This window comes from Psychrobacter aquaticus CMS 56 (genome assembly GCF_000471625.1).
In the GTDB taxonomy this organism is placed as follows: domain Bacteria; phylum Pseudomonadota; class Gammaproteobacteria; order Pseudomonadales; family Moraxellaceae; genus Psychrobacter; species Psychrobacter aquaticus.
This window is the reverse complement of sequence record NZ_AUSW01000015.1, coordinates 14,176-26,843: the sequence shown is the minus strand read 5'-3', so window position 1 is coordinate 26,843 and position 12,668 is coordinate 14,176. Positions and strand designations below refer to the sequence as shown.

General features: G+C 44.6%; 11 protein-coding genes. 9 read left to right on the top strand and 2 right to left on the bottom strand.

Going from position 1 to position 12,668, the window contains the following annotated elements:
* Positions 1-244: 244 nt before the first annotated feature.
* The 5 genes from mgtE (at position 245) to M917_RS03695 (ending at position 5,361) form a co-directional block, all read left to right on the top strand.
* On the top strand, positions 245-1,642 hold the full coding sequence (gene mgtE / locus M917_RS03715; protein ID WP_021813427.1) for a magnesium transporter: 1,398 nt from the start codon (positions 245-247) through the stop codon (positions 1,640-1,642).
* A gap of 114 nt (positions 1,643-1,756) precedes the next feature.
* Positions 1,757-2,221 (top strand): dUTP diphosphatase, encoded by a 465-nt coding sequence (dut, locus tag M917_RS03710; protein ID WP_021813426.1) that lies wholly within the window; start codon positions 1,757-1,759, stop codon positions 2,219-2,221.
* A gap of 123 nt (positions 2,222-2,344) precedes the next feature.
* A complete protein-coding gene (locus tag M917_RS03705) occupies positions 2,345-4,108 on the top strand; it encodes a phosphohexomutase domain-containing protein (protein ID WP_021813425.1) in 1,764 nt (587 codons plus the stop codon).
* A 93-nt stretch (positions 4,109-4,201) separates the two neighbouring features.
* Entirely contained in the window at positions 4,202-5,113 is a 912-nt protein-coding gene (gene argB, locus M917_RS03700; RefSeq protein WP_021813424.1) for an acetylglutamate kinase, read from the top strand.
* A gap of 14 nt (positions 5,114-5,127) precedes the next feature.
* A complete protein-coding gene (locus tag M917_RS03695) occupies positions 5,128-5,361 on the top strand; it encodes a hypothetical protein (protein WP_021813423.1) in 234 nt (77 codons plus the stop codon).
* A 32-nt stretch (positions 5,362-5,393) separates the two neighbouring features.
* On the opposite strand, the gene M917_RS03690 is transcribed toward M917_RS03695, so the two are convergent.
* Together M917_RS03690 and M917_RS03685 are read right to left on the bottom strand one after the other, a co-directional pair.
* Positions 5,394-5,753, bottom strand: a complete 360-nt coding sequence (locus M917_RS03690) for a hypothetical protein (protein ID WP_040641865.1) — start codon at positions 5,751-5,753, stop codon at positions 5,394-5,396.
* A gap of 91 nt (positions 5,754-5,844) precedes the next feature.
* Positions 5,845-6,222, bottom strand: a complete 378-nt coding sequence (locus tag M917_RS03685; protein ID WP_021813421.1) for an arsenate reductase — start codon at positions 6,220-6,222, stop codon at positions 5,845-5,847.
* Positions 6,223-6,443: 221 nt separating this feature from the next.
* Between M917_RS03685 and leuS the strand changes: the two genes are divergently transcribed.
* The 4 genes from leuS (at position 6,444) to M917_RS03665 (ending at position 12,566) form a co-directional block, all read left to right on the top strand.
* Positions 6,444-9,131 (top strand): leucine--tRNA ligase, encoded by a 2,688-nt coding sequence (gene leuS, locus M917_RS03680; protein WP_021813420.1) that lies wholly within the window; start codon positions 6,444-6,446, stop codon positions 9,129-9,131.
* 60 nt (positions 9,132-9,191) lie between these two features.
* Positions 9,192-9,911: an LPS-assembly lipoprotein LptE gene (locus M917_RS03675; protein ID WP_021813419.1), complete on the top strand. Its 720-nt coding sequence runs from the start codon at positions 9,192-9,194 to the stop codon at positions 9,909-9,911.
* Between the two features lie 66 nt (positions 9,912-9,977).
* Positions 9,978-11,054, top strand: a complete 1,077-nt coding sequence (holA, locus tag M917_RS03670; protein ID WP_021813418.1) for a DNA polymerase III subunit delta — start codon at positions 9,978-9,980, stop codon at positions 11,052-11,054.
* Between the two features lie 180 nt (positions 11,055-11,234).
* On the top strand, positions 11,235-12,566 hold the full coding sequence (locus tag M917_RS03665; protein ID WP_021813417.1) for an efflux RND transporter periplasmic adaptor subunit: 1,332 nt from the start codon (positions 11,235-11,237) through the stop codon (positions 12,564-12,566).
* The last annotated feature ends 102 nt before the right edge of the window (positions 12,567-12,668 follow it).

Sequence of the window (12,668 nt, the reverse complement as noted above, 5' to 3'; positions counted from 1 at the left end):
TACGAGTAGTAATGATGCCAAATAGAACCATAGTCAGGTCAATATAAAAAGGATACGGCAGGACTACTACGAATTTTTTGCAGCATCGAGCTGCGCAGGCACAGCAAGCAAGAAAAATTTGTAGCAGCCCTGCGTCATGATGTCGTGTATCCACTTTATTTAGGATTGATTATAACTAAGCAGGCGATAACCCAGCGTTTCACCATTTGCTATTATTTATATTTTTGAAAACTTTGGAACCCTTATGCCTACGCCTGATCAGGAACGCCCCTCTACGCTACCAGGAGACTATAATCCGGCAGAATATAGTGCCGAATATAAACTACTGTACTTGCAAGGTTTGGTTGCCGATAAGGCGTATGAGGCCATTACTGAGTTTTTAGAAAAACAGTCGGAATATGAGATTGCGAACTTACTGGAGTCTTTTCCTACCCAAAACCGCCTTTTGATTTGGGCGCAAGTCCCTGAGAATATCAAAGGCGAAGTACTCGCTGAGCTAGAATTTGATACGCGCCAGCCATTGATGGAGAATATCTCCTCAAAGGAAATATCTTTATTCACCCAAGATCTCGATGCCCAAGACATCTCTGAGATTTTAGATACCGTGACTGAGAGCGTACGTACCTCTGTCATGGCGACCCTAGATGAAGAGACTCGTGTTCAGGTCAATAAACTCGACACCTATGAAGATTGGGAAGTCGGTAGCTATATGGATCCTGACCTCATTCAGGTTAGAGAAGATATTAGTCTGGCAGAAGTACAAAATTGGCTGCGAGAAAATGACGAGTTGCTCGATGATGAAAGCCAAGAGCTGTTGGTGGTCGATCAAAGTCAGCAGTTACTCGGGTTATTGAGTCTGGTTGACTTAATTAAACATGACCAAAGCACCTTGGTTTCCGAGCTGATCGATACGGCCATCACCATCAATGATCGTTTAGACATTCAAGATGCCGCCGCGATTTTTCGTTCAGAAGACATTCGCTTCGCACCTGTCATTAACAGTCATGGCGAGCTGGTTGGTCAGTTAAATGGCGAAGACATCATGGAGATTATCCAAGATGATGTCGATAGCACGATGAAAAACCTTGCGGGTGTCAGTCAGGACGAAGAGCTGTTTGCGCCTATTTTGACCAGTGCCAAAAGTCGTAGCGTTTGGTTGGGTATCAATTTATGTACCGCACTATTGGCAGCAGCAGTAATTGGTCAGTTTGAGGCCGTACTAGCAAAAGTGGTGGCACTAGCCGTTCTCATGCCAGTAGTCGCAAGCATGGGCGGTATTGCAGGCTCACAGACACTCACTGTTGTGATTCGCGGTATGGCCATGGGGCAAATCGGTGGCTCTAACCGTTTATGGCTACTCAATAAAGAGCTGTGGGTCGGCGCGATAAACGGTATCATATGGGCGATAATAATGGCATTTATTGCCCAATTGTGGTTTCATGACATTAAAATTAGCACCGTGATTGGCTTTGCCATTGCCATTAATATGACCGCTGCCAATGTTTCCGGCATTAGTATTCCTTTGATGCTTAAACGCATGGACATTGATCCTGCCCTATCGGCCTCGGTCATTCTCACCACGGTGACTGACATTGTCGGCTTTATGTCGTTTTTGGGCTTAGCCAGTATCTTGATACTTTAATCTACAGTCCATTGTTTGCTTTTACCTTAACAACCTTATTATCATGAGCGTCTAAAAACCTATATTCATATTCGTTCTATTTATCAGATCATCAAATTTTTAAGTGAGTGCGTTATGCAAGCTGTACAAGTCAAAGTTTTGAACCCTAAAATCATCGAAGATAAAGCCTTTTCTCTCCCTACTCGCGCCACTGATGGTAGCGCAGGCATTGATCTGCGCGCTTGCATCGATGTGCCTTTGACGATTAAAGCGGGTACAACACACTTAATAGGGACAGGTCTTGCCGTTTATATTCAAGATCCGAATTATGCTGGTATGATTTTGCCGCGTTCAGGTCTTGGACATAAGCATGGTATCGTTTTGGGCAATTTGGTTGGGCTGATTGATGCCGATTACCAAGGGGAGCTGATGGTCAGTATTTGGAATCGCAGTGAGGAAGACTTTGTCCTCAATCCAGCAGAGCGTATGGCTCAGTATATTGTGGTTCCTGTTGCTCGTCCTGAATTTGAAGTTGTCTCAGAATTTAGTGATGAGAGCGTGCGCGGTGCAGGCGGTTTTGGTCATTCTGGTCGTCAATAGGTACTGTTTTTTGAGGACTATCGATCAAAAGGACATCAATTGAATTGAAGACATGTCCTAACCACGATAACTTCATTCACAATAAACTTCATAACATAATCACAAGAGTAAGGAGAATAAGCGATGCCGTCTTTTGCTGCGCAGCAATGCTTATTTCGTGCTTATGATATTCGCGGGTCGCGCCAGCATTTTACTACCGATTTTGTATATGCTGTGGGCAATGCTTTTGCTCACCTTTATCGCGCGGCCAATCACCACCTTGAAGATAGTGATGTAAAAAACAGCGCAACCACGCAAAATGACAGCAATCCAAAAAACACGGACAAAAACATCGTCGTGATTGGTTATGATATGCGCTTTGGGAGTGACACCATTGCTCAGACACTAGCAAATATACTGACTCAACATGGTTTACAAGTTATCCAGTTGGGGTTAATTACTACCCCAATGATGGCTTTTTGGACAGAGCAATATCAAGGTCATGGCATCGTTGTAACAGCCAGTCATTCTGCTAAAGATATTTTAGGTATTAAATGGTTAGTCAATCATAAATCTCCTAGTAGCCGCGAGATTCAATTACTGTATCAGCAACTGACCGATAATTATTCACAAAACCAACGCAACGCTCAAAACACGCTTTTAAACACACTTGATATTCCTATGCCGACCAATCAAAACGACCTATCGGGTGAGCAAGTCATCGAGGTCTATATCGATGCTATCGCGCAAGTGTTTTGGCAAATTTATCCGTCCTGTAAACAGAATTCAAATAATACTTCATCTTCTGACAAACTTGATTTGGTCGTGGTGATTGATTGTCTACACGGTGCCACTAGCAATATCGCCGAGCGTTTATTTGATCGTTTTTGCAGGCAAATCATCATGCTCAATGACACAGCAGATGGCAATTTACCCTTTGGCAATCCTGATCCAACTGAACCTTATCGCCTTAAACAGTTACAGCAAAGTGTTCTTCATCATCAGGCAGACATAGGTATTGCCTTTGATGGTGACGGCGATCGCTTGATGGTCGTTGACAATAGCGGTAGCGTGGTCATTGCCGATCATTTACTGTACTTATTGGCACAAGTGGCGCTGGCTGAACGTCCTACACCCTTAACTGATGCATCGTTGACGTCGCAAATCCTCTTTGATATTAAGTGCTCCCACCATCTGCCAAAACTGCTGTCTGAGCTTGGCACCGTCCCCGTGATAAGTAAAACGGGTAGCAGCTTTATGCGTCAACAGATGCAGCATGCTGACAGTCAGATTCTCTTTGCCGGTGAGTTGTCAGGGCATTTCATATTTAATGATCAGCGCTTTATTATTTATGATGATGCAATGTATGCAGCATTACGCCTATTGCACTGGTTAGCCGCTGCTGACGATATCAATGGCAATGGCAAAAGATCTCTCACTGATATTACACAATGCTTACCAGCCATGGTTAATACCGCTGACCATTATCTACCAATGCCAACAATCCCTGAAAGTGACTGCTCATTCGTCGAGCAGCTGAGCAGACTTTGTCAGTATTTACGCAAACTTGTGGATATGACTGTAGAAGAGGACGCTGACGATTACTTGATACATACTGATTTGCCATCGTTCTGTCGTTGTTCAGCAAACAGACAACGCATAACACTCAAACAAGCCAGAGATTTACTACCAGTAGGAACCAAGCTGAGCTGTATCGATGGGGTACGTTTAGATTTTGCACACGGTTTTGGGGTACTGCGTCAATCAAACACTAGCCACAAACTGACTGCCCGTTTTGCTGGTGACACTTTAGAGGATCTCAAAGAGATCCAAGCAAAATTTGCAGCTCTATGTCACCCCTTTGATAAACAATTGGCAAGACAAATCGCTACTATGCCTGCCGAATAAGCCTATCCTGACAATCGATTGTTTATGAATCATGCTGCAAAAATTATCATATACAAAAACAAAACCCTCTAAACCATACCTTAGGAGCTTGTAATGACACTGAATTTAGATGAAGCCAAAATCACCGCTGAGGTATTGACCACCGCCCTACCTTATATCCAACGTTTCGTTGACAAACTTATCGTGGTCAAATATGGCGGCAATGCCATGACTGATCCTGAGCTTGAAAGCTCGTTTGCGCGCGATATTGTCTTGTTAAAAACCGTTGGTATGCATCCAGTCGTCGTACATGGCGGTGGCCCACAAGTTGACAATTTACTAAAAGAGCTGGGACGTCAATCTGATCGTATCGATGGTATGCGCGTCACTGACAAACGCACCATGGATATCGTAGAAATGGTCTTGGGCGGTAGTGTCAATAAGTCTATCGTGAGCTTAATCAATAAACATGGTGGCCGCGCTATTGGCCTCACGGGTAAAGATGCCAACTTGATTACTGCCAAAAAACTGATGATGGAAAAAATCGGCGCAGACGGTATTGCTGTTCCTGTTGATTTAGGATTCGTCGGTGATGTAGTCAGTGTTAATAAAGACGTGATTAATATGCTTATCTCTTCGAACTTTATTCCCGTCATCGCGCCGCTTGGGGTTGATAGCGAAGGCAATACCTATAACATCAATGCGGATTTGGTCGCGGGTAAAGTGGCTGAATTTTTGCAAGCAGAAAAGCTCATGCTCCTGACCAATATCAAAGGCGTACTGGGTCGTGATGGTGAGGTAGTCACTGGACTCACGCCCAAAAAAGTCGACAGTTTAATCGAAGACGGTACGATTTCAGGTGGTATGATTCCCAAAATACAATGTGCGCTCGATGCGGTTCGTAGTGGCGTAAAAAGTGCCGTTATCGTCGATGGCCGTGTCCCTCATGCCACGTTACTTGAGATTTTCACCAATGAAGGCGTTGGTACACTCATCAGTCGTGATTTAGATTCTACCTTGAGCTAGCGTAGGAGTAAAAAATGGCATTGTGGCTATGGTGTCTGCTTTTTATACTAGAAAGTTTGTATTGCTGGTGGATTATTGGCTATGGTGGCGCGAAATGGGTCGAGGGTTGGAAGTCCTTTTTTCTCATTGAGTGGTTTGCGCTAGACTGGAATGCCGAACAGATTCGCCTATATGTTCTCATTATCTGGGCGTTTAGTGTGCTGTGGTTTATTGTAGGCGTGATAAAGCCTGAGTTTAGATTGATCTAAACTCAGGCTTTATCACGAGTCTCTCAAAGGATTTAATAAGCACAAAACTCTATCGAGCTATAGCTACTATTGCCATAGACTTTCATACGGTGATTACCTTTACGCTCAGTGATATAAGAGGTTTCATTGTCATAGCGATCACCATTTAGGCGTCCACTGGGCCCTGATACATAAGCAACGTTTATTTGATCATCGCCCACATTGCGAATGACTAGATTTTGATCTGGTGTAAGCCATAGACGAAATACTTTTCCGTTTTCGATATTACCGGCAAAACTGCCGCAATAACTGTCTTTTGCAAAAGTGATTTTGGTAGATGTATCAGCCGCTTGAACGCTTGTAACCATCAAAGGAGCGCATGTGAAGGCAGCCATTATTAATAATTTTTTCATCGTCTTATTTCCATTATTGAATACACTAAATTAGCAAACTTTATTCTATAAACGTTAGCATAATTTATAATGCGCCAAGCTGACAACATTTTTATGAAAAAACTTTTTCAAACTCAATTTCGTCAAACCCGCAAAGCAATATTGTCTGACCTTGGTTCTTGTCGAGAAGCTGACCTTCTACCATTGGTCGTTTAATCATACTGGTATTTTCGACCAGCAACTTAATGGCATGATTCGCGCTGGCATCAGCTGCAAGCTTCTGGCTGTCATCTAGCTTGCGCCATGTTGTTCCACGTTTGTTGAGCACTTTATCAATACCCAGTTCATCTACCCAGCGCTGTACACTTTGTCTATCGATGCCTTGTTTTTTATAGTCATGAAACTCATAGCTGACACCTAATTCGTCCAACTTGTTAAACGCTTTTTTCATCGTGCTACAAGATTTGATACCGTAAATAGTGATGGTCATGGAAACTCCTTGGTAACGATTATTGTCTGCTTGATTATACCCAAGTCTGAATAGACGAAACAGCTTATCAATTTTGCGTCACTTCTAATGAGCCACTTCTAAGTGGTAAACCTCATAAGCAAAGTCATCATATCATCGCAATTTTTGTCAAATTACGCTATGCTATGGCATTGTCAAATTCCACCTATTTTTTATCTGTATCAACCAATTTCGAGCCGACTATGAGCAATGCCGTGACAGCAGACCAATCAGAAAACAATTATTATAACCCACAAGAGATAGAAGCCGCGCAGCAAGCCAAATGGGCAACAGACAAGCGCTATGAAGTGGGTAATGAGCCAAGCGACAAGCCAAGTCGTTACATGCTGTCGATGTTCCCTTATCCAAGTGGCAAGCTGCACATGGGGCACGTTCGTAACTATACGATTTCTGATGTATTGAGCCGTTATTATCGCCTCAAAGGCTATGAGGTCATGCAACCAATGGGCTGGGATGGCTTTGGCTTGCCAGCAGAAAATGCCGCGATTGCCAACCAAACCCCGCCTGCTGCATGGACGTTTGCTAACATTGACAACATGCGCGCACAGCTTAAATTACTAGGCTTGTCAATCGACTGGTCACGTGAATTTGCCACCTGTAGTCCTGAGTATTATCAGTGGGAGCAGTGGTTGTTTTTGCAGTTATACAAAAAAGGCTTGGTTTACAAAAAGCTTGCCACGGTTAACTGGGATCCGATCGACAATACGGTCTTAGCCAATGAGCAAGTCATCGACGGTAAAGGCTGGCGTAGTGGTGCTCCAGTCGAAAAACGTGACATCCCTATGTATTACTTCAACATCACTGATTATGCCGATGAGCTACTCGATGATTTAGATCAGTTAGAGGGTCATTGGCCATCTGAAGTGCTAACCATGCAGCGTAACTGGATTGGTCGTAGTGCAGGTATGGAGGTGCATTTTTCTTATGAGCTGGCTGGCCAAGAAAATACTTTAGATGTGTTCACCACGCGTCCTGATACCTTGATGGGGGTGACTTATGTCGCCGTCGCAGCAGAGCATCCACTCGCCCAGTACGCGTCTGAGAACGATGAAGTGATTGCGCAATTCTGTGCGCTTTGCAAAAAAGGTTCGGTCGCTGAAGCAGATTTGGCCAAAGCCGAAAAAATCGGTATGGACACGGGTCTCACCGTGACTCATCCACTCACAGGTGAAGAAGTGCCTGTTTGGGTTGCCAACTATGTACTCATGAGTTATGGCTCAGGCGCCGTTATGGCGGTTCCTGCTCATGATGAGCGTGATTATGAATTTGCGATCAAATATAACTTACCGATTAAGCAAGTTATCGACATTCCTGCTGGGTATTTTGATGAGATAGAAGCAGATGCCAAAGCGAATGATACTCAGGCCAATCTCGCTTATACCGAACGTAATGTTTTAGTAAACTCAGGTGAATTTGACGGGTTAGATTTTGCGCAAGCGTTTGAAGCCATGCTGGCCAAACTTGAACCCAAGCAACTGGCTAAGAAAAAAATTCAGTATCGCTTGCGAGATTGGGGTGTATCACGCCAGCGTTATTGGGGCTGTCCTATCCCAATGATTAACTGCGAGCATTGCGGCACAGTCCCTGTCGAAGAGCAAGACTTGCCAGTCGTCTTACCGACTGATGTCGTCCCTGACGGTCGTGGTAACCCACTCAAAAACTTGCCAGAATTTGTGAACACCACGTGTCCGAAATGTGGCAATCCTGCTGAGCGTGAGACCGATACCTTTGACACTTTTGTTGAATCGAGCTGGTACTACGCACGCTTTGCCAGTCCAAATGATGCACAAAACATGGTCAACAAATCGGCTGCCAACAAATGGCTGCCTGTCGATCAATATGTTGGCGGTGTAGAACACGCTGTTATGCACCTCTTGTATGCACGCTTCTTCCACAAGCTCATGCGTGATGAGAACTTAGTAACCGGTGATGAACCCTTTGCCAATCTGATGACTCAAGGTATGGTACTTGCTGGTACTTTTTACCGCGTCAATGCTGATGGCAGTACCACCTATTATTTTGCAGAAGACATCGATATTGATTATGACGAGCGCGGACAACCAATCAAAGCCCTCTTAAAGCTGGATGGACAGCCCGTGACGATTGGCAAAATCGAAAAAATGTCCAAGTCAAAAAACAATGGCGTTGATCCACAGATAACCATTGATAGATACGGCGCTGATACAGTTCGTCTATACACGCTGTTTACTGCGCCTGCGGATCAAACGTTAGAGTGGTCAGATGATGCTTTAAAAGGCCCTTATAACTTTGTGAAAAAAGTCTGGCGCATTGCCAGCGATCATGTCCAAGCATTGGCAAGTGCAGGTATGCCGTTAAACATGCTAAATCATAGCTCGTTTGATACTAAAAACTTGAGCAAAGAAGCGAAAAACCTACGTCGCAAGACGCATGAAACCATTGCCAAAATTGATAAGGATTTGGGTGAGCGTTTGGCATTGAACACGCCAGTATCGAGCCTCATGGAGCTTGCCAATGAGCTAACTGGCTTTAACGAGAGTGGCGAGCAAGCGTTGCAAGTAAAACACGAGGCACTGGTTAACTTGCTCATTATGCTATCGGCATATGCCCCGCACGTTGGTGAGCATTTACTTGAGCAGCTAGGCCTTGATACATTGACCTTGAACTACCCAGCCGTTGATGAAAACGCGCTGGTACAAGATACTATTACGATGGTGGTACAGGTCAATGGTAAAATGCGTGGCAAAATGGATGTAGCACCGAACAGTGATCCTGAGCAATTAAAAATACAAGCTCGGACGATGGAGAGTGTGGCAAAGTTCATTACTGGCGAGATCAAAAAAGAAATCGTCGTCCCTAATAAACTGGTTAATATCGTGGTTGTAGGCTAGATCTTTTAGGCTTAGTGCTTTTAATGCGCTAGGCCTTCTTATCATATAAGGATAGCGTTTATGTCAAATAAACATCGAGCTGGGCAGTCACATCAAACCAGATTAAGCAAACACACCCTTTTTATCAAAAAGTCGAACGTACCAAAGCTAGCCACAGCGCTACTTGCAGCTTTACCCATGTTTGCAGTGCTGGGCGCAACAGCTGGTCTGAGTGGTTGCGGCTTTCAGTTACGTGGCTATGACGCTCCGATGCTACTTAATGTCGCCAAAACAGCGGTGATTATCGAAGACAATCGTACCTCGTTTCCGCTCAAGCTACCATTAACGCGCAGCCTAGAAACGTTGGGTGTCGACGTTATTGATAATATGACTGTGGCTGACGTTGCCAATAACAATCAACAAGCTGGCGCTGCACCCGTTGCCGCTATTACTATCAATAACGTCCGTTTTAGGCGTTATGAGCTGGTCGGTGTTTTGACAGAAATCCGCTTAGTACTGTCAGCTGATGTCAATTACCAAACGATAGAAAATGGCAAACCAATGACACTAAGCAACGCTATCCAAGTCGAGCGCAGTTATCAATATAATGAGGCGTCGGTAAATACTGATGATCAACAAGGTGACCAAATCCGCGATTGGCTTTATGACAGCTTAGCGCGCCGTATTACTGACCAATATGTCGCCATCTCTTTACCTAAAGTGACATCGAATGGCGCTAGTAAACCTATACCTGCTGGTAACGGCTCTGCCTCAACAGCAGTAGTAGTGCCAACCCCATAACGTATAGACCGTTCAAAATAAACGCGTTACGTTACTCACCCCCATCAACTTGTGTCTCATGAGTCTATGCAAGATACCTTTATACAAGCCTATCCAAAACTACTACAGCCTTCCGTTGCAGTAGCTGGCTTGTGGCTGGCGCATGGTGATGAACCGTTACTGAGTCAATGGCTTATCGATGCCATGCGGCCACATTGGCGCGCGCAGAATTACGCAATCAAGCGTATAGAGCTGATATCGGTTAAGAGCTGGCAAGAAGTGCTATCGGAGCTTGGCAGCCAATCTTTATTTGACGATGCCAGTGCGCTAATCGTGACAGGCAATCATAAACCGGACAAAGCCGTTATCGAAGCGCTAGAACGTTTTGCACAGGATGCACAAACAGGGGCGCATAGTCACAGCTTATTATGGTTAACACCTAAACAAGATCGCCGTACTCAAAGCAGTAAATGGTTTGCGCCGTTTGCTCAATATGGTCACGTGATTGACTGTAATTTATACAACGAGCAGCAACGACAGCAATTACTACAAATACAAGCCGAGCAGTTTGGGCTAAAACTGTCTCAAGATGCTTGGCAGCTGCTTATGTCACATACCGAACACCACTTATTAAGTGCTTATCAAACATTGTGGCGACTGTCTTATTTATTTGCTCCGCAGTTAGTTGGTAACAATGACGACTCGTATCAACACGTAGATAAGCTTACACAGCCTACGACAAATGTGGCTTTGGACATTAACGATTTACAAGCCGCGCTGGTCAGTGATGCGCAATTTAGTGTGTTTGATTTGTCTGATGCCATGCTTGCAGGCAACAGCCCACAAGTCGCCAAAATCATTTTTCAGCTCAAAGCCACAGATGAGCCAACCACATTAGTCCTTTGGGCAATCAGTAAAGACATGCGTCAAATTATGCAGTTGATGGATGGACAAGATCCACAAGCACTTGGCATTTGGCGTAGTAAACAAGGACTGTATCAACAAGCTTGCCGCAGGCATTCAAACGCGCAAACTGCCGAGTGGCTCGCCCTACTTTATCGCTGTGACCAAGCCATCAAAGGCCTCATTCGCCAGCCAGCATGGGAGCTATTATTACAGGCAGCACTTGAGCTGGCAGGAAAGCGTTTGTTTGCTAGCCGATAAATATCAATCATCTTTTCTCTTTTATTCTCTACTCTGACTTTCTCTCTCATTTCCATTTTCCTTCTATACTTTTACTGCCCCGACCTTGCCTTAACCTTTCTTAAACTAATTGCCATTCCCTTTTGCCTGTGAAGTCTCTACTATAGTTACACTTGATTTAATTGTGATTGGATAGTTGTCATGCGCAAAATGAGCAAAAAATCTGCTATTAAATGGGGAGTTATCGCCTTAGTTATCATAGCACTAGGGGCTTTGGCCTACACTTTCTTAAAACCAGAAGAAGTCGCCCCTAACTATTTGACTGCCAAGGCTGAAATTGGTGATATCGAAAATAACGTGATGGCTTCTGGTAAAGTCAAAGCACTCAATACCGTTGATGTCGGTGCTCAGGTGTCCGGTGAAGTAAAACGCCTTTACGTCGAGGTTGGTGATGAAGTGCAGCAAGGCGACCTGATTGCCCAAATCGATCAAGTCACGCAAAAAAATAACTTAAGCAATGAGCAAGCCAGCCTTGATCAAAGCGTTGCTGCGATTCAAAGCGCTCAAGCAGAAGCATTGAGCCGTCAAGCCAGCTTAGAAAGTGCTTATGCCGATCTTGCCAGCCGTCAGTCTGAGCTCAAACAAGCGCAGTCGGACTTTACCCGTTTGCAGTCTTTGGTCGCCATTGACGCGATATCCCAGCAAGAGTATGACACTCAAGCGACCAGCGTAGAAACCGCCAAAGCGGCTGTCGCTAACGCACGTGCTGCTATCGATACCGCTAAAGCAGCCATTGCTACCGCAGACGCCAATATCAATAGCCAACAAGCGGCACTGCGCAAATCACAGACTAACGTCAGTACTGCTCAAGAAGATCTCAGCTATACCACTATCCGTGCACCGATATCAGGTACGGTGGTATCAATCACCACCGAGCAAGGCACCACAGTGAACGCCAATCAAACAGCGCCAACCATCGTTACATTGGCAGACTTATCTACTGTCCGTATCAACGCGCAAATATCCGAAGCTGACGTTATCAACGTCAATGCTGGGATGCCTGTTTATTTCAACATCATTGGCAATCCTGATCAAAAATTCGACTCTGTTCTCAAGGCCGTCGAACCTGCCCCCGAAGTAATCAGTGATACCAGCTCGACCGATTCTGCGATTTACTATGTCGGCTATATCGAAGTACCTAATACTGACCGACGTTTTCGTATTGATATGACCGCACAGGTTTATATTGTCATCGATCAAGCAAAAGACGCCTTACTTATCCCGGCTGCAGCCCTACAACCTATCAGCAAGACTAGCAACGCACGTACACCCAACGCCGATCCAAATGTAACAACGTCTCAGGTTCGCGTTTTAAAAGCGGATGGTCAAGTAGTGGAACAAGTAGTCACAACGGGTATCAATAACCGCGTCAATGTACAGGTTTTGAGCGGTCTAAATGAAGGCGATGAAGTGATATTAAGCGAAGAAAGTGCAGAGCAAGGACAAGGCAGCAAAGGTGGTAGACCTTTTTAACGCTTAATCACAAAAATTGAGTAGGTATCTTAGAGTAAGTATCTTAATCAATAAGTATCTACTCAATTTGACAAAAGCAATTATGTAATCAGTATTGATATA